General features: G+C 30.5%; 21 protein-coding genes and 1 tRNA gene. 10 read left to right on the top strand and 12 right to left on the bottom strand.

All coding sequences use genetic code 11. From position 1 onward, the window contains the following. The first annotated feature begins 217 nt into the window (after window positions 1-217). The 6 genes from ACJDT4_RS12950 (at window position 218) to ACJDT4_RS12925 (ending at window position 6,806) form a co-directional block, all read left to right on the top strand. The gene (locus ACJDT4_RS12950) at window positions 218-2,950 is read left to right on the top strand and encodes a sigma 54-interacting transcriptional regulator (RefSeq protein WP_406787995.1); all 2,733 of its coding nucleotides are present in this window, start codon (window positions 218-220) and stop codon (window positions 2,948-2,950) included. Window positions 2,951-3,036: 86 nt separating this feature from the next. Further along, window positions 3,037-4,116 (top strand): SIS domain-containing protein, encoded by a 1,080-nt coding sequence (locus ACJDT4_RS12945; RefSeq protein WP_406787994.1) that lies wholly within the window; start codon window positions 3,037-3,039, stop codon window positions 4,114-4,116. Between the two features lie 181 nt (window positions 4,117-4,297). Then, window positions 4,298-4,711, top strand: a complete 414-nt coding sequence (locus ACJDT4_RS12940) for a PTS sugar transporter subunit IIA (RefSeq protein WP_406787993.1) — start codon at window positions 4,298-4,300, stop codon at window positions 4,709-4,711. Window positions 4,712-4,726: 15 nt separating this feature from the next. After that, the gene (locus ACJDT4_RS12935) at window positions 4,727-5,200 is read left to right on the top strand and encodes a PTS sugar transporter subunit IIB (RefSeq protein WP_406787992.1); all 474 of its coding nucleotides are present in this window, start codon (window positions 4,727-4,729) and stop codon (window positions 5,198-5,200) included. A 27-nt stretch (window positions 5,201-5,227) separates the two neighbouring features. Further along, the gene (locus tag ACJDT4_RS12930; RefSeq protein ID WP_406787991.1) at window positions 5,228-6,001 is read left to right on the top strand and encodes a PTS mannose/fructose/sorbose/N-acetylgalactosamine transporter subunit IIC; all 774 of its coding nucleotides are present in this window, start codon (window positions 5,228-5,230) and stop codon (window positions 5,999-6,001) included. Further along, window positions 5,991-6,806 (top strand): PTS system mannose/fructose/sorbose family transporter subunit IID, encoded by an 816-nt coding sequence (locus tag ACJDT4_RS12925; protein ID WP_406787990.1) that lies wholly within the window; start codon window positions 5,991-5,993, stop codon window positions 6,804-6,806. The genes ACJDT4_RS12930 and ACJDT4_RS12925 overlap by 11 nt, the downstream gene beginning before the upstream one ends. 45 nt (window positions 6,807-6,851) lie before the next feature. Here the strand turns inward: ACJDT4_RS12925 and ACJDT4_RS12920 are convergent, their stop codons facing one another. The 6 genes from ACJDT4_RS12920 to ACJDT4_RS12895 form a co-directional block, all read right to left on the bottom strand. Next, on the bottom strand, window positions 6,852-7,589 hold the full coding sequence (locus tag ACJDT4_RS12920) for a MerR family transcriptional regulator (protein WP_406787989.1): 738 nt from the start codon (window positions 7,587-7,589) through the stop codon (window positions 6,852-6,854). Next, window positions 7,580-8,488 carry a DUF2268 domain-containing putative Zn-dependent protease gene (locus ACJDT4_RS12915; RefSeq protein WP_406787988.1) on the bottom strand — a complete coding sequence of 303 codons (909 nt, stop codon included), beginning with the start codon at window positions 8,486-8,488 and terminating at the stop codon, window positions 7,580-7,582. The genes ACJDT4_RS12920 and ACJDT4_RS12915 overlap by 10 nt, the downstream gene beginning before the upstream one ends. A gap of 144 nt (window positions 8,489-8,632) precedes the next feature. Then, window positions 8,633-9,295 (bottom strand): S41 family peptidase, encoded by a 663-nt coding sequence (locus tag ACJDT4_RS12910; RefSeq protein WP_406787987.1) that lies wholly within the window; start codon window positions 9,293-9,295, stop codon window positions 8,633-8,635. Window positions 9,296-9,490: 195 nt separating this feature from the next. Then, window positions 9,491-10,390, bottom strand: a complete 900-nt coding sequence (locus ACJDT4_RS12905; RefSeq protein ID WP_406787986.1) for a leucine-rich repeat domain-containing protein — start codon at window positions 10,388-10,390, stop codon at window positions 9,491-9,493. A gap of 215 nt (window positions 10,391-10,605) precedes the next feature. Further along, window positions 10,606-11,901, bottom strand: a complete 1,296-nt coding sequence (locus tag ACJDT4_RS12900; protein ID WP_406787985.1) for an MFS transporter — start codon at window positions 11,899-11,901, stop codon at window positions 10,606-10,608. A gap of 24 nt (window positions 11,902-11,925) precedes the next feature. Then, window positions 11,926-12,501 carry a TetR/AcrR family transcriptional regulator gene (locus ACJDT4_RS12895; RefSeq protein ID WP_406787984.1) on the bottom strand — a complete coding sequence of 192 codons (576 nt, stop codon included), beginning with the start codon at window positions 12,499-12,501 and terminating at the stop codon, window positions 11,926-11,928. A 182-nt stretch (window positions 12,502-12,683) separates the two neighbouring features. On the opposite strand from ACJDT4_RS12895, the gene ACJDT4_RS12890 reads away from it, so the two are divergent. Next, window positions 12,684-13,619: a phosphatase domain-containing putative toxin gene (locus tag ACJDT4_RS12890; protein WP_406787983.1), complete on the top strand. Its 936-nt coding sequence runs from the start codon at window positions 12,684-12,686 to the stop codon at window positions 13,617-13,619. Window positions 13,620-13,839: 220 nt separating this feature from the next. Here the strand turns inward: ACJDT4_RS12890 and ACJDT4_RS12885 are convergent, their stop codons facing one another. The 4 genes from ACJDT4_RS12885 to ACJDT4_RS12870 all read right to left on the bottom strand — a co-directional run bounded on the left by ACJDT4_RS12885 (window position 13,840) and on the right by ACJDT4_RS12870 (window position 16,472). Next, the gene (locus ACJDT4_RS12885; protein ID WP_406787982.1) at window positions 13,840-13,977 is read right to left on the bottom strand and encodes a hypothetical protein; all 138 of its coding nucleotides are present in this window, start codon (window positions 13,975-13,977) and stop codon (window positions 13,840-13,842) included. Window positions 13,978-13,992: 15 nt separating this feature from the next. Continuing rightward, on the bottom strand, window positions 13,993-15,294 hold the full coding sequence (locus ACJDT4_RS12880; protein ID WP_406787981.1) for a transcriptional regulator: 1,302 nt from the start codon (window positions 15,292-15,294) through the stop codon (window positions 13,993-13,995). A 606-nt stretch (window positions 15,295-15,900) separates the two neighbouring features. Beyond that, complete coding sequence (locus tag ACJDT4_RS12875; protein ID WP_406787980.1) at window positions 15,901-16,209, bottom strand: hypothetical protein; 309 nt, start codon at window positions 16,207-16,209, stop codon at window positions 15,901-15,903. Between the two features lie 186 nt (window positions 16,210-16,395). Continuing rightward, window positions 16,396-16,472, bottom strand: a tRNA-Arg gene (locus tag ACJDT4_RS12870). Between the two features lie 246 nt (window positions 16,473-16,718). Between ACJDT4_RS12870 and ACJDT4_RS12865 the strand changes: the two genes are divergently transcribed. Then, window positions 16,719-17,036, top strand: coding sequence for a phasin family protein (locus ACJDT4_RS12865; protein ID WP_406787979.1), 318 nt, complete (start codon window positions 16,719-16,721; stop codon window positions 17,034-17,036). Window positions 17,037-17,202: 166 nt separating this feature from the next. Continuing rightward, window positions 17,203-18,801, top strand: a complete 1,599-nt coding sequence (locus tag ACJDT4_RS12860; RefSeq protein WP_406787978.1) for an ABC1 kinase family protein — start codon at window positions 17,203-17,205, stop codon at window positions 18,799-18,801. A 276-nt stretch (window positions 18,802-19,077) separates the two neighbouring features. Here the strand turns inward: ACJDT4_RS12860 and ACJDT4_RS12855 are convergent, their stop codons facing one another. Together ACJDT4_RS12855 and ACJDT4_RS12850 are read right to left on the bottom strand one after the other, a co-directional pair. Next, window positions 19,078-22,182, bottom strand: a complete 3,105-nt coding sequence (locus ACJDT4_RS12855; protein ID WP_406787977.1) for a YhgE/Pip family protein — start codon at window positions 22,180-22,182, stop codon at window positions 19,078-19,080. A gap of 135 nt (window positions 22,183-22,317) precedes the next feature. Then, a complete protein-coding gene (locus ACJDT4_RS12850) occupies window positions 22,318-22,890 on the bottom strand; it encodes a TetR/AcrR family transcriptional regulator (RefSeq protein ID WP_406787976.1) in 573 nt (190 codons plus the stop codon). Between the two features lie 217 nt (window positions 22,891-23,107). Here ACJDT4_RS12850 and ACJDT4_RS12845 point away from each other — a divergent pair, with 217 nt between their 5' ends. Further along, window positions 23,108-23,992 (top strand): phosphatidylserine decarboxylase, encoded by an 885-nt coding sequence (locus ACJDT4_RS12845; RefSeq protein ID WP_406787975.1) that lies wholly within the window; start codon window positions 23,108-23,110, stop codon window positions 23,990-23,992. Window positions 23,993-24,049: the final 57 nt, after the last annotated feature.

The raw sequence follows: 24,049 nt of genomic DNA, 5'->3' as shown, positions 1-24,049 counted from the left end.
TTGGCGCAGCGAACACTATTAAGTTCTAAGATTTACCTGAATAAAATGGAAAGTAAATCCACCTTCACTGTGAATTGTGAACTGTGCCCTGTGAACTGATTCAACTTCCAGTTTATCGGGATAAATTTAGTATTAGTAATTTAAAGCTTTCAGCTTGTTCATCTATAACAACTATAAGCTTCTGAACCTTAATATATAAAAATGGAGTGATGATTTCTTGAAGGATAAAGTAAACGATATCGTAATCAATCTAACACGAGACAACCTAAACGAGAATGCTAATTCTATTTATATTAGTAACAAATTAAAATTAAGCAGAAATTTAATTTCTCAGTACTTAAACGAATTATATGCCAGCTGCAAATTTGTTAAGATAAATACAAGACCAGTTATATTTTACGACATAGCTACCATAGAAAATCAATACAACTTAAAGCTTACACAAAGAGAATTCAAGTCAGTTGAAGAATTAAAAAAAAGTCTCATTGTAAAGAACCCAAAGGATTTTGAAAAGCTTATAGGTTATAATGAAAGCCTCAGAACCATAGTAAATCAATGCAAGGCAACAATATCCTACCCTCCTGATGGACTGCCACTGCTGCTTCATGGTCCTACAGGAACAGGAAAAAGCTTTATGGCTCAACTAACTTATGAATATGCAGTAAACAATGATCTTATAGAAAAAGATAAAAAGTTTTTAATAGTAAATTGCAGCGAATATGCAAATAATCCCGAGCTTTTAACAGCCAATTTATTTGGTCATAAAAAAGGTGCATTTACAGGTGCAGATAGAGACAACCCCGGGTTAATAAAGCTAGCTGAAGATGGAGTGCTTTTTATGGACGAGGTCCACTGCTTAAATGCCAAGTGTCAGGAAAAGTTATTTCTTTTTATGGACAAGGGTATATATCATATGGTTGGTGATAATAAAAACTGGTATAAGTCAAAGGTTCACCTTATATTTGCAACCACAGAAAATCCAGAGGAGGTTTTGCTGAAAACTCTTTTAAGAAGAATACCTATGATTATTAAAATACCTTCTCTTGAAGATAGAGGTTCTGATGAAAAACTTCAATTGATTTATAACATGTTTTTGAAAGAAGAAAATAAAATAAAAAAATCTATCTTTATAAGCAGCTTAGTCTACGATGTACTTTTAAAAACAAATTTTGTGGGTAACATAGGAGCACTTGAAAACTGTATACAAGCAAGCTGTGTAAATGCCTTTTTTAAATCTCAGCAAGATAAAAACAAACTTGAAATACATGCCTACGATTTGCCAGAAAATCTTCTTGAAGGCTATGAAAAAGCAAATAGGAAACTAAATGTTTCCAGTGCCAACAAAATTATATCAATTTATGAACTAAAATCGTTTATCAAAACCAAAAGAGAGATTTTAGATTTGAATGATAAAATAATAGACAACTTTGAAACCTTAAAAGATAAAAAGATAGCTTTTGATGAATTTCTAGAAAACTCCTTTGCTAATTTAAACAAATATTATGATTCAATTGTATTTAACGAAAAAAAAGCTAGTACAAGTGAGCTATACAGCAGTACTATAATGCAATCTATATTTGAAATTGTTTACTATAAATATGGAATAAAATTTTACAATAACGATATTATAATAATTTCAAATTATCTAGAAGACTATACTAAAAACAGCTATGAATTTAATGATTGGAATAAGCATAATTTAAAAAATGTAAATGAATTATACGAATATCTAGAAAAGCATATGCATAGAGAATTCTGTATATCAAATGAAATCTTACAAAATATACATATAAACATGGATATAAAGCCAGATCTTATGGTATCCATTATATTTACTCTAACTATAAAAATGTTAAATAACCAATATGATCTTAATAAAAATATTGGTGTTATAATAGCACACGGATATTCCACCGCAAGCAGCATGGCAAACGCAGCGAACAAGCTTCTCAATCAATATATTTTTGATTCCATTGACATGCCTTTAGATGTAACTACTGGAACTATTATAAATAAGCTAAATAATTATTTAAATAAAGTTGAGGGTTATGAGCAAGTGGTACTGCTTGTTGATATGGGCTCCCTAGAAGAAATATACAAGGGCATTCAATTTAATACAAATTCAAATATAGCAATAATGAACAATGTAAACACAAAGCTTGCTCTAGAGGTTGGCGAAGGAATAAAAAACAATCTTCCGCTTGAAGAAATACTTGAAACTGCTAAAAGAAATAATGAATACAAATATCAAATTATTAAAAATAGACTTAAGGAAAAAGTTATATTATGCTCCTGTGCAAGCGGTATTGGAACTGCAGAAAAACTAAGAAGTATAATAGAAAAAAGTTTACCTAAGGATACTCCAATAAAAGTGCTTACCTATAACTACAACACATTAATAGAAAAACGCTTAAATGATGATTTTTTTGAAAAATACAATATAATATGCATTGTAGGAACTTTAAATCCGTATATAGATGAAATTAAATTTATACCAATTGAGGATTTAATCTTAGACGAAACTTTGGACTATTTGAATCTTTATTTTGAAGATTTTTTAAGTAAAGAAGAAATAAATATTTTCAAACAAAACATATTAATAAATTTTAGTTTATCTAACATAATGAATAATTTAACTATATTAAATCCAGCTAGGCTTTTAGAACAGGTGGCAGATGCACTAGATAAACTTCAAGAGCTGCTAAATATAAAATTAAATAATACTACCTGTGTAGGTCTCTATGTTCATATATGTTGTTTAATAGAGCGTTTAATAACAAAGCAAACTGTTGAAAGCTATGCAGACATTGATAAATTTATTTCTGAACATTTAGCTTTTATAAAAAGCGTAAAGAATGCCTTTAACAGAGTAGAAAAATACTATAGAGTAAATATTACAACAGAAGAAATTGCATACATGTACGATTATATAAAAAATGATAAATTTTAAACTTTATGACGTTATATTTGATTGGGTATGGCATGATTTTTGCTTAATAAATATATTGAATAAGCTAAAATTTAGGAGGAATAAACATGGAAGTAAAAGAAACTATGCTAACTTACATAAAAGAAGAAAAGGAGTGCTGCACAAAAATTCTTGCAAATAGAAAAAGTTCACTAAGCTCCTTCATCGATTACATGAAGGAAAACAAAGCTCTAAAAAGAATTACAGTTTTAGCTACAGGTTCTTCTTTAAATGAAGTTAACTGCTGTAAAAATTACCTAAGTGATATTCTAAAAGTAGAAGTCGACATAAAAAACCCTTTTATATACAAATATTATGAGAATTACACTGATACAGATGCTTTGTATATAGGTGTCTCACAAAGCGGCAGCAGCTACTCTACTATAGAAGCTGTAAAAAAAGTTAAAGAAAATAATTGTGACCACTTTGTACTAACTTCAAATTTAAAAAGTGCCATATCAAGAGCGACATCAAATTTAATAGATATGGGCTGCGGTGAAGAAAAGGTAGGCTTTGTAACAAAAGGTTTTTCAGCTACGGTATTAAATATTTTATTAATGGGTATTGAGGGAGCTCTTGCTAAAGGAACAATTGACTTAAGCACATATGAAAGTGAAATTTCAAAGCTTGAAGCTACAATAGCCAAGATAGATGATATTATAGGCAAGAGTATGGAATGGTTTGATAGAAATGAAGCTGAATTTAAAAAAGCCAAAAGAGTAGTTGCAATAGGCTATGGTGCTGGCTACGGCATTGCTTGTGAAGCTGACACTAAAATAACAGAAACTGTGAGAATACCATGTACAGGCCATGAATTAGAAGAGTATATGCACGGACCTTATCTAGAACTTGACGACACTAACTATCTATTTTATATAGAGTCTAAAGGTATACTCGAAGAAAGAAATAATCTTTTAAAAAAGTATACATCAGATTACACCAAACACATTTTTACTGTAACCTGCGGCAATTCACAAAACCCAAAGGATATCGCAATAGATTGTAATACAGGAGAATATTTCTCAACTTTATTGCTTGTTATTCCTTTCCAAGTTTTAGCTTATAGATTATCTAAAAGCATTGGAATAGACTTATCTGTAAGTCCATTCCCAGATTTCGATAGTGTATTAAAAAGTAAAGTAAAATAAGTAATAAAAAAACTACCTCTAATTTTAATAGACGGTAGTTTTTCTTTTTTAGCAACAATATAAATAGCGTCGATAAAGTTGTATTTACCGTCGATATACATACATAAACATGCCTATATTTTATTAAAATTTAAGTTGGCACAAATATTGCTATATAAATTTATAGAGAGGAGTGAAGAAATTGAGAAAAGTAATTTTAGCATCTCATGGAGAATTAGCAAAGGGCATGCTCAATTCCTTAAGCATGATTATTGGAGAAACAGCACGCAGTATAGAAGTATTTTGTTTATATCCTGGACAAAGTCCTAATGATTATGTGGAAGCTTTGAAAACAAAACTCAATAAAAATGATGAGTATATTATTATTACAGATATTACTGGCGGAAGTGTTAATACAGCGTTTATGGAACTTACCAAATTTGAAAACGTAAAACTATTTTCCGGCATGAACATGAATTTAATTTTAGAAATAATTTTATCTCATCCTGAAAACATAAATGAGAATGAATCCAAAACAATACTTGAAAACGCTAAGAGTGGACTTACTTATATTGACAAATATACAGTTAAAAAAACACAAAATGATGATTTTTAAAGAGGAGGAAGAATAATGATTAAATTAATGAGAGTAGATCACAGATTATTACATGGACAAGTAGCTTTTTCATGGACATCAGCTATTGGAAGTGACTGTATTTTAATTGCAAACGATGGCATATTTAAAGACGATATTAGAATGGCCGGAATCAAGCTAGCAAAACCTCATGGAGTTAAACTAGTTATTAAAAACATTGAAGACTCCATAAAAGCACTTCAAAGTGGCGTCACTGACAAATACAACCTTTTCATAGTTGTTGAAACCATAAAAGATGCCTACAGAATGGCTAAAGAGGTTGATGCTATAAAATCTATTAACCTTGGCGGAACAAAGTCAAGAGAAAATACAAAACAAATTTCAAAGGCAATATTCATAAATGAGGAAGAAGAAAACATGCTTAAGGAACTACATCAGGCTGGAATACAAATTGAAATAAGACAAGTACCAGATGACAGCAAAGTCTTTATTCAAAACGCTTTAAAATAATTTTTTATATAAAGGGGGATTTATATTATGTTAATACAAGCAATTCTTCTTGGACTAATTGCTATTGTAGCCAACTGTGACTATCTTTTAGGAACTGCTCTAATTCAAAGACCGCTCATAACAGGTCTGCTTACTGGAATAGTTCTTGGAGATATTAAAAAAGGAATAATTTTAGGTGCTACGCTTGAACTAGCTTTCATGGGTGCTTTCTCTATAGGTGCTGCACTACCGCCTGACATGATATCTGGATGTATACTTGGAACTGCATTTGCAATATCAACAGGAAAAGGAGCCGCTGTTGCACTTACACTTGGAATACCAATAGCATCACTAGTACTTATTGTTAAGAATGTAATCTTAATCTTTGTTTTACCTTTAATAGTACATAAAGCGGACGCCTACGCGGAAAAAGGAGATTGTCGAGGCGTAGAATTAATGCAAATTATAGGTGGACCTGTACTATATGTACCAATCGCTATTATAGTTTCTGTTTCCTTTTACTTAGGAAGTCCTGTAATGAAAGCATTTTTAAGTTCAATTCCTTCCTTTGTAACTACTGGTTTAACTATTGCTACAGGCTTATTACCAGCTCTTGGTTTTGCGCTTTTAGCTAGAATGATAATAAATAAAAGTGTTATTATATTCTTAATTTTAGGTTTTGGATTATCTGCTTATGGCTCAATTCCAGTAACAGGTATCGCAATCTTTGGAACCATCCTTGCAATAATATTAGTTAAAATAGAAAACAAACAAAAGGTTGCTACTGCAACAGATGATGGAGGTGTTAGTGATGACTTCTGATAAAAAAATTACTAAAAAAGATTTAATTAAAGTATTCTTTAGATCACTATCAATGGAATGGGCATGGAACTATGAAAGACAACAAAATTTAGGATATTGCTACAGCATGATTCCTATAATTAGAAAGCTTTACGATAAAGCCGAGGATAGAGCACAAGCTCTTAAAAGACATCTAGAATTTATAAACACAACTCCTCATGTATCCACTTTATTGCTTGGTATATCATCTGCAATGGAAGAGACAAATGCTACTACTGAAAACTTTGATACTGACTCTATAAGTACTGTAAAGGTTGGTCTTATGGGACCTATTGCTGGTATTGGAGATTCCTTTATATGGGGTACTCTAAGAATTATAGCAACAGGAATTGGTACTTCATTGGCATTACAAGGAAATATTTTAGGACCTATTTTATTCCTACTTGTATTTAATGTTCCACATTACCTAATCCGTTATTTTTGCATGATGACTGGCTACAAATTAGGATCAGGCTTCTTAAGCAAATTACAAAAGTCTGGTATGATGGACGGATTAACTTATGGTGCTTCCATACTTGCTTTAATGGTAATAGGCGGTATGATATCAAGCTTTGTAACATTAAAAATACCTTTAAAGATTGGCACAGGAAAAACTGCAGTTTCCATTGAAAGTATTATTAATGGAATAATCCCTAACGTACTTCCATTATTGTTTACTGCTCTTCTTTACTGGATGCTAAAAAAAGGTTTAAAAACCACTCATATTTTAGCAATCATAGCTGTGCTAGGAATTGTAGGAGCTTACTTTGGATTCTTAGGAGCTTAAAAATGAAAAGCAGCCTTAGCCATAATTGGCAGGCTGCTTTTTTAGTTATTTTTTGCAGTAAAATTCAATTGCCTTTGACATAAATTCAGCTGTTCCTTTACCATTGCGATCAATATTTTTCTTAAACCGCTCATCAGCAGAATACATTGCTCCAAGCCCCTGCAGTATTTCATTTGAGCACTTATAAAATCTTTCTGTAATGAAATTTTGCCAATTACTAACAAGCTCTTGAGCTTCTTTGCTGTCTGGTGCTTTATCCATATTGTCAGCAAAAGCTTTTAAAATTTTTTTGCTTTCTTCATCTATTTGCTGCCACTGTTCTTTATTGTAACCTTTAGCCTTCTTCTCACTTTCCGCATAAGCATCAGAGCTTCCCCAGCGTTCTTTAACTTCTTTGGCATACTTCTTTTTTGCACTTTCAATTTCAGTCATATCAAATTCATCAAAACTCATATTATCCTCTCCTTCTATTGTTTTGTCCACAAGCTTTATCAGCTTATCAATCCGTCCACGTTTTTTAATAAGCAGTTCCTTATGCTTTTTTAGTGCCTTAATTCTATCAAATTCAGGACTTGTAATAATATCCTTAATTTCATTAAGTGGAAAATCTAATTCTTTAAAAAATAATATCTGCTGAAGAGTAGCAATAGCCTCTTCATCGTATAAACGGTAACCCGCTTCAGTAATCTTGCTTGGCTTTAGCAAATTTATTTCATCATAATAATGAAGCGTTCTTACAGTTATTCCTGTTAACTTTGCAACTTCATTGATCTTCAATTCCAAAAGTCCTTTACCTCCTTTAAAATATCAGCAGTTGGCATAATTGTAGCTTCAAATATAGTTTTTCCTGTCTTGTTAAGATAGTGCTTGATTAAATAATACCCACAGGCATATCCTCCACAATATGGCATACCAACTGGGTCACCTCCACGCACAGTCATAATTTCATCTCCATATAAAAATGCTGACAGTTTATTAAAATCATTACAATTAATATTCTCTTTAATTGCAGGTTTAATAACACTTTCAAGAGTTTCCCTTGTGGTATTTTTGACCCACATACCAATTTTATCTTCTCCAAACATAAAAGCAGCAAAATTTTCTGCTAAGCCTTCACTTACAATCATATCTCCTAATGTAATTTCATTACTCCATTTCACAAACTGCCACCTCACATTGTGATTTGCTTCATGTGCAAGAGCTACTGGTAGCATTTTAAGCGATTTTTCGTTGGGAATTATTGTTCCTATAATATATCCAGGAATCCCACCATCACCACAATAGTCACCAGTCATTCTGGACATTGGATTTTGTGGATCATTTAGCAAAACAGTAAAAATATAATCTTGTACCGGAAGTAAAACGCCATTACCTTCAAACCCTTCAAGTGTATTTTTAATGCTTTCCTCGCAGGCCTTCCAAAAGTCTTCGTTACTAATTTTTCGAACATCATCTATTCGCTCAACGTCTATTTTACTTGGAGCAAATCCTCCTCCCATAGCACTTGCCATAACAACATCATAACCACCTGGCTTTTCTGCTTTAAGTGGAATACCTATACAAGACCACTTAAATTCAAATGGTTTCATAAGTTCATAACGATATATGTCCTCCCGCTCTCCAGTCTTTCCTAGAATCATCCTCTCATAAATTTCATCTGATCTAATTGCTTTAATATTCATTGTACTACCTCTTTTCGTCCCGGGATGTTTATAGAATACACTATAACGGTACGTGAGAGTCAAGCATAATACTTGTAAATAACCTGAAATAGAAAAGCAGTTCACATCTTTGTGCAACTGCTTTTTTTCTTTGATTTTTAAGAATTAATTTACCAGCTTTAATACAGTTTTAATAGCCTCATCATCTGAAAAGGTAGCCCCAACCTTTGCTGATACTTTGATGTCTGGCTCAGTCTTATGTTCAAAATTACAAGTTCCGTCTGATGTAAGCCCCATATCTACTGGGAATCGAAAAACATAGCCACTATTTGGCAGAGCACACAAAATTGGATCCATTGCAATACCATCTCCACCTGTTTTCTCTCCTACTAAGGTTGCAAAGCCTGTACTCTTTGAAAACACTGCAAAACTTCCACCTCTAAAAGCAATATATTGTGTATATTTTACTGGTTTATTAAGCAGCATTGAAACTATATCGTTAGTCCAATATAATGTATAGCCATTATTAAGCTGATGTAAAATACTCTTTAAGGTTTCATAGTAAGCTTCATCACTCTTGGTAGCTTTTATCTGTGCTATATACTTATTTTTATTTGCCAGCCAATCTACACCATTGAGTCTTTTATTAACCTCAAAATACGGATAATTATCCTTAAGAATTTTATACATATAATCAAAATCCTTTAACTTTTGTTCCTGTGTTAATTGTCCATTACTTGAAGAAGTCTTATCCTCACTTCCTGAACACCCAGTAGTAGTAAGCATAAGCATGCCTATAATTATTATAATTGCTAATCTTTTTTTCATCTTTATTCCCATTTTCCCAATCATATAAGTTTAAAAAAGTTCTAATTTTGCTAGTATTATATCATGCATTTTATTGAATTTAATACAAAAATAGGTATCCAACCAAAAATACGGTCTTAAAATACATATTAAATTATATAATAAAAGAGTTTACAGCAATTTTAGCTGTGAACTCTTTTATAAACTACAATTTTTCTATTCCAAATTTGTCACATCAAAAATTGGAATTAAAAGCTTCTTTAAATCTTGCTTGTCTGAAGCTGTTACTTCAGTACCATCCAAATCAATACTTTGCAAGCTTTTAAAATTTTTGAGTATACTTACATCACTTATCTTATCGTTCTTTAAATTGATAGTAGATAAGCTATTAGCCAAATTCTTCAGTGCACTTATATCGGTTACTTGTGTATTATTTAAACTAAGTACCCATAAATCAGTTAAATTGCTTAATGCACTTATATCACTTACCTGCGTATTGTCCAAATAAATTTCTCCCAACTTTTTTAAATCTTTAAGTGCACTTATATCACTTATTTTAGAACCACTTAAATCAAGGCATCGTAGATTGTTTAAATTTTCTATACCACTAATGTCAGAGATTGCTGTATTCTTTGCACTTAAATCAGTAATCTTTTCAACATCGCTCTTTAATATATCTCCTGTAGGTTTATTTATTTTATTTCGTATAATTTGCTCTAAATTTTTGTCTTTAAAAGTAACAGCATAATCCTTAACACTAAAATTTAATTTAACAGCTTGATTTATACTTTTACCCATTTTACTATGTACATAGCCATCAATAGTTAAAGTATATTTATCTCCAGCTGAGTATCCATCTTGTGGTGCATTTACTATAATAGTTTTTTCATCTTCTCCAAAATTAAGTGTTATATTAGCCTTATTTCCTTCACTATCTACTACTTTAATATCTTGTTTAAGAGAATCATCAAGAAAAACTGTTCCATTAAAATGAATTGTCCAATTTTTATTAGCATCTACAACTTGATTGTCTGTAAATGTAGCTGCTTTTGCATTTACAGTTGAAAACAATAACAATATACTAACTGCCGATGCTACTAATAATTTTTTAATCATATATAATTCACTTCCTAATTTATTACTTAATATCATTATAGCTCCATTGTTAGGTATATCTAAGCAATAAGTCAGGTATTTTACAACTATTTTACTTTAAATATTTTCATTTTTGCCTATAAATCGTTCTAATATTATGAAAATAAATGTTATCCATTAAATTAAAACAAATGAAATGGCACTTAAAATTGCAATACCAAACCTTTTTAAATATCTCAAAACGAAGACTCCTTTGAAACACTCACATTTTTACTTTCTTTGTGCATAAAATAATCCTTTAAATTAATCTTCAAATTTACAAAGCCTGCAATTGAAAACAGTAAAACCCCTGATATAACTGTATCATAAACCCAAGGCACTTTTTCAAGCAAAATTCCATAAATCCACATACCAACTGGCACAGCAATTTGGCAGGCATTAACAACCCCTACAATTCCAGCAAGAATGTCTTCTGGTGTATCTGTTTGTATAAAGCTCATGGCAGATATGCTTGAAAATCCATTAAAAAGTCCCGCAACAAGCATGATTATGCAAAATGCAGCTGTTATTTTTAAACTTGCTGAACCCGGCTTAGTAAAATACGGCAACTTAAAAATAAACCATAGTATAATCATAACTGATTGGATTTGAATAAATATTAAAAACTTTCGAAGTAAGCCATATATAGATTTTCTTGTTGAAACAAATACCGCACCAATAATAATTCCTAAGGACCAAGAAGCTTGTATTAATGAAAGCTGTGAACCTGATACCTTTAACTCATGATAGTTTACATACTGCAAAACAACAGTGACCATAGGCGTCATGATGCAATTTAAAATAACTATAATAAAAAGCATATTCTTTAAAACTTTCTCTCCATTAAGATAAGCCCAGACTGTGCGAAAACTTTCAAAATAACTTTTTCCATCTTTATTTGCAACTGTTTTATTGTATTTAAGAAAAACTTCCATTGCTCCGGAAATAAAAAAGGTAATTCCATCAATAAAGGTTACTCCAAAAATTCCAAAGGCTTTATATGCAATAGCTCCAATTACAGGGCCTCCCATGCTAACTACTGCTGTAATGCCCATAGACATAGAATTAAATTTAACTACATTTTCTTTTGTAGAAAGATTAGGAATAGATGAGTTAAGTGCAAGTACAAACATTCCAACTAAAGCACTTAGAACGATTTGAAATCCTGTTATGAGTGGTATACTTTTAGCATGCGTTTTAAAAATCATCCAAAATATTAAAGTAGCTATTCCACTAATAAAATCAAATAAAATTACTAGCTTTTTCTTGTCATGCTTATCAACATAAACACCAGCAGCAATATTCACAATAGTTTTAGGTAAATATGAAAATCCAACAATAATTGTAAATAATGCAGCTGATCCAGTTACATCAAGTACATACAAGCTCAATGCAAAACTGAATATACTAGATCCAAGATCTGAAATAAGCCTTGAAACAAAATAAATTATAAAGTTTGTTTTAGTAGCACCATCCTTATGAGAATTAACCATAAAAGTTTTCCTTCTTTCCTGAGATTAATCAGAATATCCAAGCGTTTTAAATATATATTTTTTAATTTTCTCTTCTTTATCTTCATCATCTGCCGCATCACTTAGCAGTACTCCTAATGCCCCAAATGTAATAAAATGAACTACATCCTTTGAGTTATCAATATGTATAGTTCTTTTCCTGTTCTCTTCTTCTAAAATTCTTTGAAAAGGTTCAGAAAGCCTATTCATAATTTTGTAAATAATTTGAAGATGCAGTGCTTCATTTTTCTCATTGTGAAAGTACTTATTAATTCCATTTGGAGTTTCTATACTTCTTAAAATTTTAAAATTTAAATTTATTCTTTCTTCTAAAGACATTGATTCATCCGAAACAACTGCCTCAAATTTTTCATAGATTTCTTCAACATATTTGTCTATTACACTTTGAAATAATTCCTGCTTTGATCTGAAATATTTGTAACACAGCCCTTCTGTAACATGAATGGCAGCTGCTATATTAGTCATAGACGTGCCTTCATATCCATTTTTAAGGAATTGTTTTTTTGCCTCACCTAATATTTCTTGTTTTCTTATTTCTGGTGGCTTTGAGATTCTGTTCATATACTTCACTCCTTTTACTTTTTTAATTGTAATATACAATATATTGAAAGTCAATGAGTAATAATTACTCACTCAATAATTTTAAATTAAGCAACTTATATTTTACATAATGTTAATTAATTCTTAGTTTAACAATGGTATTATTATATTGAAAATTTATACATTAAGTGGAGGAGACCTAAATGGGAAAGAAAAAGTTATTATTTATATTTATTTTAATAATTGCGGTACTTTCAATTAGCGGCTGCACCAAAAAGCATAGTAGCAAAACTGGAAGTGATTCAAAAGATGTGCATTTAATAATAGACAATGCAAATAAAAATAAATTACCCAAGAACTTCAGAATGGCAAATGATAAAATTAATAAAAGCACCTCTATAAATTTAGCCGGACTCTCTTCAATGAATATGTCAGGAAGCGGCGCAGTTTCGGAAAATAGTCTTAAGCTGCTGAAAGAAAAGATTAATAGTAAAAATATTATAGATGTAGATTTAAGACAAGAATCTCATTTATTCGTAAATGGAATAGGCATAAGCTGGTATGGCAAAAAAAATCATGCTAATATTAAGCTTACACAAAATCAAGTTTTAAATGATGAAATAACCAAATTAAATAAAATAAAATCTGGTGATAAGTTAAAAATAGATGGTAAAAATAAAAAATCAGTTATTCATGTTTCAAGCATAGACAATATAAAAAGCTTTGAAAATGAAGAACAGCTTGCAAAATCTTTAGGTTTAGGTTATGTAAGATTTGCAGTGCCAGATCACGAACGCCCCCAAGATACTCAAGTTGATTCCTTTATTCAATTCATAAGGACACTTCCAAATAATACTTGGCTGCACTTTCATTGTAGAGCTGGCGTAGGAAGAACTACTACATTTATGGCTATGTACGATATGATGAAAAATGCAAAAACTGTAAGCTTTAATGATATTATGAAAAGGCAGCAGCTAATCGGTGGCGCAAACTTGTTAAGCGGACAGGATGCTTCTAGTGTATCTGATGGTAATATACGTTCTAAATTTTTAAAAAACTTTTATAATTATTGTAGTAAAAATACAGATGACTACAAAACCAAATGGACTGATTGGCTAAAATCCAATAATCAAGCTTAAACTAAGTGAAAAAGATGCATTTTAACGAAAAAAATTAGTAAAATCATTTGTAGTACAGCCATTGCATTTCCATTGTTGATTTCTTTATTCTCAAATTGCAGTATGCTAATATACTTGGATATACCCATACATACCTTTCAAAACAAAAAGCAACTTGGTTTTGTCCCCCAGATTGCCTTTTGTTATCTTTAAATTATGATTAAAATAAAAATGGAATACATTACTTCCAAATAAATTCATATGTGTAATCTATATTACACAAACTTTTAGTACAACCTAAATTAAACATTAAAGATGAAAATAAAAGCACTCCACATACTGCTAATAATACTGATAATTTAATCCTTTTTCCAAACACAATACTCACCCCCATTTAATTATAATTCAAGGAAAAAGCAGCTATCTGTTTTACTATGTTATCACTTTTTCCAGCATAAAAAATTATTAATTTGTATGTAAGAACATTATTTACTTTACCTTGTATGTTAGATACTATAAGCACCTTGTTTTTTATACTATCCATCTTTTCAACATTATTTGTAGTTGTATATAATTCTATTAAATTATGCAATATGTCATTTTCTAAAACATAATTTTTTTGTTTTTCAGAGAAATCCAAAGCTTTTAAATAATACTCTTCTGATAACTTCAATTTATCTAATCTTGCATATACCTTTCCTATCTCAAAATAGATGTTGGCTACATATAGACTAATATTATCTAAATTAGGTAATTCTCTAATTACAGTATTAAAATTTTCAATCGACTTATCTTTTATGCCGGCATACCAATAACTATTAACAATATTTATTAAATTAATTAAATATCTATCTTTTCCTCGTTTATTAATTAAACCAAATATTTGATTAAATACTTTAATAGCCTCATCATAAAGTTTTATTTCATAAAAGCAATTTCCCTTATTATTTAAAATTTTAATATATGTTGAAATATCTGATTTATCAACTAAATTTTCTGCTATTTCAATATTTTTTAATGCTAATTGTAAATTATTAATATGTTTATAGTTCAAAGCATTATTACGCCTAAAGATGACCTTATCATTAATTGACATATTACCAAACCTACTCAATGCAAACTCACAACATTCAATACTTTTCTTATAGTCACCTATATACCCATAAACCATAGATAATTTCCTTGAAAGAGGTATTAATTCTCTATCTAAAAACACCCGATTAATTAATGCTAAAGCTTTTTCATAATATACAGCACTTTTATACATCTCATTATTGTTGCAATAATAGTCTCCCGCAAGCTCATATATCCTTAATTTTTTATCTTTAATATCCCAATCAATTAAAAAAATCTCTGCTTCTTTAAACGTTTTAATAAAGCTTTCATCTTTTGAAATAATTAAAGTTTTCAGTTCTTCTATGTACTTATCAAGTATCTTTGTAGCCTGTACAATCTGATTTTCCATTAAATAATCAACAGTTTCAGTAACTTTAAAGTTCTTCTTTTTAGCCAGTGCAGTTACATTTTTTATAATTATTTCAGCCGCCCTTTTAGTAATAATAGCTTTATCATTTTCAATTTCACTTATAAGATTTCTTGTAATTCCTTCTCCCTCAATCTCTTCTTGTTTTACTTCATATTTTTTTCTGATTTCTTTTAACTTATCACCGTCCGATAATATTGCGTATTTTTCCATTCTTTTAAATCTCCCTGCTTACAAAACTTATATTAATTACCAATAATTATAATGCTTAATACGAACTTTGTAAACAAATATTGTTACAAATATAACTTAATACCATAACTCCAATTATTTTCATTTTAAATTTGAGATAAGTTTGTTAACCCCATTTATTCTTTATCCTGCATACCAAAAAAATATCCTATCAATTTTGTTATGATTAAATAGATATGTATGCCTCAATATTTCCCTCCAAAAATAAACAGCCAATATAACCTCAAACTTCTCCTGTATTGCTTTTTTTCTAATCTATACCCCATATATCATTAATCTTTTTTTACCTTCTTTTAAAAGAGCTACTGAGCCTATTTATAAATACTTATCCATTTAATATCACTCCTTTTATCAATAATTATTGTTTCAGCATTGTCTCCTTGTAATAAATTAACTCTATCATTTTTACTTATAGGATCATATTAATAACCCTTATATTTTGATGTGTAATTTCTCATATTCTTTTCAATATAATTTCACATTAAAAAAAATAATGAATCAGCCTACTTAATTTCAACTGATTCATTTTATATTTTCACTGCTGCATTATTAATACTATTAAATTAATTATTTAAATATTTCCCATAATTCTTCTGTAACTTTATCTAAAGGTTCATTTAATTTCTTTCTCTTTTCAAAATCATTATCCCAGATATAAAATTCAGATAACCCTCCATGTGCTGGGTATAGCATTTTATAATTTTGTTCTATTTCAATAATTTTTTTATCATCTTCAATAGTATTATCCTCAATAAAGTCTATTGTATCTTCGACTATTCTTTTTTGATTTGATATTGTACTGTCCCCATACTTATTTAAAATAGCAATAAGTTCTTTAAACAATATCTCTACTTTTTTAATATCTCCTATATTCATAAAGCACCTCCCTTATTTTAATGGTTACTAATATTCATTCAATGACTTTGATAAAATTCAAAAATCCACCTTAATCTTAGTCAATTACATAAAGTTCTGATGTAAGCATACTAAGCTGCGTGCTTTATACACAGTCCTCAAAAAATAAAAAACCTTGCAATACGTTAATATCACAAGGTTTATGCTTGGTGCACCCGAGGGGATTCGAACCTCCGGCACGCGGTTTAGGAAACCGCTGCTCTATCCTACTGAGCTACGAGTGCATAAATTTTTATTTTACTATCACAAGATAATATTTTATTACTAAACCTCAGATATGTCAATACATCTTCTAATAAATAAGTTATCAATATTCTATAAGATAACATAATCTTTTAAACCTATGGTAAATATAAAATTATTAATATTTTGATAATTCCCTCAAATAACGTCCATTTCAATTTACAAAGGCAGTTTGTTCTGATATTATTAGGTTATAGATTGGAAATTATATAAAGGGGATGGATTTGATGGTAGATGAACTAAAAAAAGTTGTTCTTGCGGGATTGGGTTCTGCCGCTTATACTTATGAAAAGGCTTCAAAGGTAGTTGATGACCTCGTTGAAAAAGGAAAAATCACTATTGATGAAGGCAAAGAATTGTCTCAAGAACTTAAAAAGAACTTAAAAGAAAAAAGCAGTGCAGTAGGCGACAAAGTAAGCAAAGTTAAACCTTTAACTAAAGAGGATTTAACAGCTGTTTTAAAGGAAATTAATTTTGCTACTAAAGAAGATTTATCTGAATTAAAAGAAAGAATAAGCAAACTAGAAGAAAAATTAAATCAGTAACTTATAAAATATACTATAAATAAGATTTCAAAAGCATCAAGTCCTCTGAAGCTTAGATGCATTTTTGATGAAATCGCCTTAATAAATGTAAAAGCCCCAACTTTTTTGTTAGGGCTTTTATATAAACATTTTTTGTAAACTCCAGCTAAAAAGTGAGGTCACCGTTATGAAAAAATCTGTACAAAGATTCAGAGAGATAGTAAAGGTTCTTGCATATTATGGATTTGGCTATCTTGTGGATTCTAAGAAAAATAGAGCAAAGAGATTTCCCCAAAATTTAAGAAGGGCTTTTGAAGAATTAGGGCCTACCTTCATAAAGATAGGGCAAATTCTAAGTACTCGTCCTGATATTATATCTGATGCATACATAAAAGAGCTATCTAAGCTTCAAGATGATGTTCCAGCCGAAAGCTATGATACCATAGAAACCATTTTTAACAGTGAATTTCACAAAACTGTTGAAGAAACCTTTGAAAAGTTCAATAAAAAACCTCTTGCCTGTGCTTCCATTGCTCAAGTTCATGAGGCTATATTAAAGGATGGAACAAAAGTTATAGTTAAAATTCAACGTCCAAATATAGAAGAGAAAATGAAATTGGATTTATCCATATTATATAAATTAGCTAGTCTTACAAAGGCCAGATTTACGGACTTTATAATAAATCCTACAGAAGCCTTGGATGAAATTTCAATGTCCACAAAAATGGAACTGGACTTTAATACAGAAGCTAAAAATATAGAGCATTTTAAAGAGCTTAACAAGGATGTATCTTATGTAACCTGCCCGTACATATTTAAAGAGTTAAGTACAAAACATATTTTAACCATGGAGAAAATAGATGGCTTCAAAATTGATAATATAAAAAAGTTGGCCGCAGAAAATTATGACCTAAACGATTTAGGAAAAAAACTAGCACTTACATACTTTAAACAGGTTTTTCAAGATGGATTTTTTCATGGAGATCCTCACCCTGGAAATATATTACTTAGAGATAAACAAATATGCTTTATAGACTTTGGTCTTATGGGAAATCTATCGAAGAATTTAAAAAACGCCTTAAACGATATGATTTTATCTGTTGCTTACTATGATATAGATAAAATCATTTCAGTTATTATGGCTGTGGGAATACGTCATGGATACGTAGATAGAAATCAGCTTTACGAGGATATAGATTATATATTTTCTAGTTATCTCTCTGCATCATTAGAAAATATAAAAATATCACAATTTCTTCAAGAGGTATTCGATTGTGCTAAGAGAAACAACATAAGTCTTCCTAAAGATTTAATAATCCTTGTTAGAAGCTGCGTTATATTAGAGGGAGTAATTGCAAAAATTTCACCGGATATTTCTATATTAGATGTGGCAATTCCCTTTGTTAAATCCCAAAATAACGATTCAATTCTTAAAAATTTTAATGTTAATGAGGCTCTTTTAAACTCGTATTTATTTTTAAAAAATTCCTCAAAGCTTCCCTCTAAAATTATAGAGTTAAGCAATGGACTTATGCGCGGAAGAGCGAAAATTCAATTTAATATAAAAAATATTGATGAACCTATAAGTGAAATAAATAAAATGGTAAACAGAGTTGTTTTAGCACTTATAATTTCTTCAATGATAATAAGTTCTTCTTTAATACTTCATTCAAACATCGGTCCTAAAATGTACGGAATGTCGATAATAGGTATAACTGGTTATGGAATAGCTGCCATCCTTGGTTTTTGGCTTTTAATTTCAATTATACGCTCCAAAAAACTATAGATAAACAGTATGGTCAGAGGACAATCAATGTGGATTTACCTTTCGTTTCTCTCAGGTGAATCTTAGAACTTATTAATATCAACTGCACTGAATATTATATTTTAAGCCATGCGCAAGCACTAAGTTTAAGATTTTCCGAAGCATAGCAGCGAAAAATATCCAAAATCCTTAAATGTTTCAATCCGTCTAAACGCTAGTGAGTTATTGAAACTTCTTAGGATTTTGGATATTTTTTTCTTGGATTTATTAATTTTATTTAATATTTCTTGAGTATTGTTACTGTGATAAACTTTCGTCTTTCTTTTCTTTTATTATTTCTTTAACCTTATCTGCGTGTCCTTTAAGTGCCATCGATATTGCAAGGAATACAAACATAGTAGCAGCTAATATACAAACATCCTTAGTCAAAGTAGCATAATTTACTCCTGCAATAATTTCCCTAATTGCTGATACACAGTACGTAAATGGCATGAATGGATTTATAACCTTGAAGAATTTTGGTACAACCTCTAATGGGAAAGTACCTGCGCAAGAAGTAAGCTGCAATATTAAAATTGCTATAGAAAGAAGCCTTCCTGCCATTCCAAGCAAAAATACCAAACACTGGATTATCGCTATGAACACGTAGGACATAAATATATTAAATAAAAAGTACAAAATTAAGCTTTTCGGTTTAAGTCCAAGTGTTAATACTACTGCACTAGCTAAAATTGCCTGTATTATACCTATATAACCATAGGATATGAACTTGCCTGCCACAACGGCTGCTGGACTTGCATTTATATCATCATCAACCTTATCTGTTATTACAAAGAACATCATTATAGCGCCTACCCATAAGGAGAGAGGTATAAAGTAAGGTGTAAAACCTGTTCCGTAATTATTAACTGCTCCAATTGGTTCATTCTTCATTGCAAGTGGTTCTGATACAAATTTAGCCATGTCACTGCTTGTATTCACAAGATTCTTGCTTATCTTATCTGAACCATCCTGTAATTTTGAAGCTAGCTCATCTGAACCGTTATATAGTTTTCCAATTCCATCATTAAGGTCACTCGAACCATTATACAGTTTATTAACTCCATCATTTAGAGTAGGCATTCCACTGTTTAATGTTCCTATACCATCCCTAAGTTTAAATGAACCATTTGATAATGTATTTATACCAGTAAGTAAATCACTAGATCCATCACTTAGCTGATTAATTCCTGATGCAAGCTCATTAAACTTTCCTGTCATGTTTGGAATTTGAGCTATAAGATTATTTGCCATTTTAATATTTCCATCGTTTAATTCATCCTGTGCAACTTCAAGTAATTTTTGGTTATCTTTAAGTTCTTTTTGAACCTTTGTAACTTGATTTAAAAGTTGTGGTGCATTTGCAAGCTCAGCCTTAAGCTTTGGATCATTCATCATAGTGTTAAATGTATTTAATATTGGCTGTGCTTCCTTCATGTCACTTTGCAGTGCAGCTATTTTGCCTAAGGATTCCTGAACTCCTCCGTTAGACTTAACTGCTGTCAAAAGGCTTTGCACTGCTGCAAGGTTATCTTTATTTTGATCAAGTTCAGTCTTTATATTACTAAATTGAGAAACAAGCTGCTGAATATAGGCTATATTAGAAGGCGACATAGCATTTTGAACTGCTTGTATCGTCTGCTTTGTCTCTGGAGAATTAATCTTTGCCTGTGCTTCTCCTAAACTCGTTATCATATTATTAACTGAGTTTATGTTATCTGGTTTAAGTGCAGTTTGAGCTCCATTTATAACTGAACTATTGCTATCTATTAAATTTTTCATATTTTCAAGTAAACTTTCCATTGAAGCCATGTAATCTTTTGAGCTGTTCATGGATTGTGCTGTGTGTGTTACAAGATTATTATACTGATCTAAAAGCTGTTTTTGGGCTTCAAGCTTTTGTTCTGCTGGTAACTGAGTATTATTAATTTTATTATAGGAATCATTTAAAGTACTAGCTGCCTTAATAAATGATGCAGCTGCAAGTTCCTGTCCTTTTATAAAATTAATCTTATCTTGTCCGTTTTGTCCTCCTAAATTATCTTTAGAGCCTTGAAGTAAAGTACTCAATACTTGTGCATTATTTGTATTTAATAAAGGCTTTATTGAATTTATAGGAGTCATATCCATACTGCCCAATGCAGTGGCTTGTTTTAATAAGTCATTTAATTGCTGCGAACTCCCCATAAGTTCCACAATAGGCATAAGCTTACTAGTATCAATTTGACTTAAAGCCTCCGTACTATTTAATAAGTTATTTATATTGTTAATATTTTGTGGTGACATTAATTGAGCAAGCTGAGGCATTGATAATATTGAATTTAAATTAACAGAATTAAAGTCTGCTATTGTTTTATTAATTGAAGCCATATTCTTTGAATTCATATAAGGCAAAACCCCAGTTACACCACTTAAATCCACCTGGGAAAGTGAGCCTGCATCACCCATAATGTTTCGAAGTGCTCTTGCATTATTAATATTAATTAAAGCTGCAAGACTTTTCTGTCCATTTAAAGCATTTACCGCCTGTGAAATTTGACCTTGTGCTGATGAAACTCCAAAAGCCGCTGTATAAAGTCCATTGTTCAATTGCTGGGCACCATTTTTAAGTCCCTGTGGCTTTCCATTTTGATCAACAGCATCTGTATTAATTCCGTTAACAAGCTGGTTTGCTCCATCATAAAGCTGCTGGGTTCCGCTTTGAATTTGTGGCATTTTATCTTTAATCTGACCTATGCCATCCTTTAGTGCTCCACTTCCATTTTTAGCATCTGAAAGTCCATCCTTTATTTTCTTACTTCCATCAGCTGCCGTTTTAAACCCATCTTTAACATCATACAAATTGTCAAAAGTAACTTTAGTGTACTCGCTGGTTATTGTCCTCGCAATTTCATCTTTTAAAGTCATTTCAGCTTTTGAATTAACTTGAGACATTATGAAGTTTCTTTTTTCATTATCTCTATACAAGATCTTTGCTTGTTCCGGTTTTTTATCCTTTGCACTTACAACTTTTTCTGAAAAATTCTGAGGAATAATAAATTCCGCATAATATTTTTCACCTTTAGTCCCCGAATCAGCATCCTTATAGTTAGTAATTTTCCAGCCTAGTTCATTGTTATTCTTTAATTTTTTAACAACATCCTCACCATAATTAACAGCTTTCCCATCTTTAGTAGCACCCTCATCCAGATTAACAACTGCAACGGGAACACTCTTCAGCTTACTATAAGGGTCCCAAAACGCTGCAAGATAAAGCAAACTGTATAATAAAGGTACAATTATAATGGCTATTACAGACACCCTTATAAATCTGTTTTTTAAGATACTCTTAATATCCCGCCATGCAATCCTAAGGAAATCCATCAAATCACCCCCATTTGTGTATGAACTGACTGGTCAGTTTATTTATACATCTTTTTGCAAAGATTGTCAATAGTCTGTTAATTGCAAAAATAAAAAAGAACCGGCGCAATTACCGATTCTAAAGAATATGCTTTATTATTTGTCTGTTTCTATTCCTTTTAAAATATAGCTTGTTATACTTTCCACTAAGTCATCAATTTTCTTTTGGTTATCATTTATGAGCTCATAAACTGCTCCAGAGCATATTGTTCCAAACAAAGTATATGCCATAAATTCAGTTTCTCCTTTTTTTAATGCCCCTGCATCCATAGCCTCTTTAAGAAATCTTTCTATTTCTCCAATATAAACTCTTACTACCTCTCTTAACTCAAATTGCCTTGATTCCTGCCCCCAAAGTTGGCTCATTACAACTTTAAAAAAATCTTTATTTCTATATACTAACCCAAACTGAACCTTGCAAACTGCAATAATTTTTTGTATAGGATCAGTAATATGCTTTGTTGCTTCTTCCATTTCTTCTGTTATAACATTCATACCTTCCGAAATTACATATTTGAATATTTCCTCTTTGCTTTTGAAATGATAATAAAGAGTTCCCTTTGCAACTCCGGCATTAATTGCTATATCATCCATAGTTGCTTCGCTATATCCACTGTTAGAAAATATCTTTAAAGCAGACTCAAATATGGATCTTTTAGTTTTATTCATATAATCACTCCACATTCTTGTTACCAAACTTTATAATAACAATTTAATGACCAGTCAGTACAATACATTAATTTATATTATACTCTTATGCTTTGCCAAAACTCAATATATTTTAGCAAAATTTTTAATATACTATACATAAATTAGCGGTTGATTCCCTAGCTCTATAATACTATAATTTAGAAGAAAATTTATTTTATAATAATGAGGTTTAAAAATGATAAAATTTTATAATCGTAAGTTAAAAGAATATGAAATAGAATTAGTAGCAGGTGAAAAATACTTAAATTGGATTTATTCATCAAGGGTGGGAATGAATCTGCTTGAATTGTTTGTAAAGAAAAAAGCCTTTTCAAAATTGTACGGCTTATACTGCGATACAAAAATGAGTAAGTCAAAAATTGATGCATTTATAAAAGATCTTAATATTGATATGTCTTTAGTTGAAAAAACTCAAGATGAATTTAGCTCTTTCAATGATTTTTTTACAAGAAAGCTTAAAACCAATGCAAGACCATTTTCTGATGAAAAAAATATATTAATTTCTCCTGCTGATGGTAGAATGTTTGCTTATGAAAATATAGATTTAAATAACATAATGCAGATAAAGGGAGTAAATTACAGCCTATTTGAGCTTATAAATGATAAAAACACAGCTTCAAAATATGTAGGGGGAACTTGCCTTATATTTAGACTCTGTCCCACAGATTATCATAGATTTCATTTTATCGACAATGGAGTTTGCGAAAAAAGTAACAAGATTAATGGTTCATACTATTCCGTAAACCCAGTTGCCTTAAAAAGAATACCAAAATTATTTTGTGAAAATAAACGAGAGTGGAGTGTATTTCATTCTGAGAACTTTAAGGACATATTATACGTAGAGGTTGGTGCAACTTGTGTTGGAAGCATACTTCAAACGTATACTCCAGGTTCTAGAATAAAAAAAGGTGATGAAAAAGGATACTTTAAATTTGGCGGTTCTACAGTTGTTATATTTTTAGAAAAAAATGTCGCAAAAATAGATGAAGATATAGTTAATCAAACAGAATTAGGATATGAAACCAAAATTCTAATGGGTGAAAAAATAGGAAGTAAATAGTTATCTTTGCTATTATTTTAACAAACTAAAAAAAACCCATAATTAATTACTTTCTTA

This window comes from Clostridium neuense, from assembly GCF_045310695.1.
In the GTDB taxonomy this organism is placed as follows: Bacteria; Bacillota; Clostridia; order Clostridiales; family Clostridiaceae; genus Clostridium_S; species Clostridium_S neuense.
Note: the sequence above shows the minus strand (reverse complement) of the source record. Positions and strands in the feature narration are given on the sequence as shown.

What these genes read in the sequence shown, in the direction of transcription:
- ACJDT4_RS12910 (WP_406787987.1), bottom strand. Translation starts at nt 9,295, where the DNA reads ATGAAAAAAAGATTAGCAATTATAATAATTATAGGCATGCTTATGCTT.
- ACJDT4_RS12865 (WP_406787979.1), top strand. Translation starts at nt 16,719, where the DNA reads ATGGTAGATGAACTAAAAAAAGTTGTTCTTGCGGGATTGGGTTCTGCC.
- ACJDT4_RS12890 (WP_406787983.1), top strand. Translation starts at nt 12,684, where the DNA reads ATGGGAAAGAAAAAGTTATTATTTATATTTATTTTAATAATTGCGGTA.
- ACJDT4_RS12935 (WP_406787992.1), top strand. Translation starts at nt 4,727, where the DNA reads ATGATTAAATTAATGAGAGTAGATCACAGATTATTACATGGACAAGTA.
- ACJDT4_RS12860 (WP_406787978.1), top strand. Translation starts at nt 17,203, where the DNA reads ATGAAAAAATCTGTACAAAGATTCAGAGAGATAGTAAAGGTTCTTGCA.
- ACJDT4_RS12925 (WP_406787990.1), top strand. Translation starts at nt 5,991, where the DNA reads ATGACTTCTGATAAAAAAATTACTAAAAAAGATTTAATTAAAGTATTC.
- ACJDT4_RS12845 (WP_406787975.1), top strand. Translation starts at nt 23,108, where the DNA reads ATGATAAAATTTTATAATCGTAAGTTAAAAGAATATGAAATAGAATTA.
- ACJDT4_RS12905 (WP_406787986.1), bottom strand. Translation starts at nt 10,390, where the DNA reads ATGATTAAAAAATTATTAGTAGCATCGGCAGTTAGTATATTGTTATTG.
- ACJDT4_RS12895 (WP_406787984.1), bottom strand. Translation starts at nt 12,501, where the DNA reads ATGAACAGAATCTCAAAGCCACCAGAAATAAGAAAACAAGAAATATTA.
- ACJDT4_RS12915 (WP_406787988.1), bottom strand. Translation starts at nt 8,488, where the DNA reads ATGAATATTAAAGCAATTAGATCAGATGAAATTTATGAGAGGATGATT.
- ACJDT4_RS12945 (WP_406787994.1), top strand. Translation starts at nt 3,037, where the DNA reads ATGGAAGTAAAAGAAACTATGCTAACTTACATAAAAGAAGAAAAGGAG.
- ACJDT4_RS12850 (WP_406787976.1), bottom strand. Translation starts at nt 22,890, where the DNA reads ATGAATAAAACTAAAAGATCCATATTTGAGTCTGCTTTAAAGATATTT.
- ACJDT4_RS12855 (WP_406787977.1), bottom strand. Translation starts at nt 22,182, where the DNA reads ATGGATTTCCTTAGGATTGCATGGCGGGATATTAAGAGTATCTTAAAA.
- ACJDT4_RS12875 (WP_406787980.1), bottom strand. Translation starts at nt 16,209, where the DNA reads ATGAATATAGGAGATATTAAAAAAGTAGAGATATTGTTTAAAGAACTT.
- ACJDT4_RS12900 (WP_406787985.1), bottom strand. Translation starts at nt 11,901, where the DNA reads ATGGTTAATTCTCATAAGGATGGTGCTACTAAAACAAACTTTATAATT.
- ACJDT4_RS12880 (WP_406787981.1), bottom strand. Translation starts at nt 15,294, where the DNA reads ATGGAAAAATACGCAATATTATCGGACGGTGATAAGTTAAAAGAAATC.
- ACJDT4_RS12930 (WP_406787991.1), top strand. Translation starts at nt 5,228, where the DNA reads ATGTTAATACAAGCAATTCTTCTTGGACTAATTGCTATTGTAGCCAAC.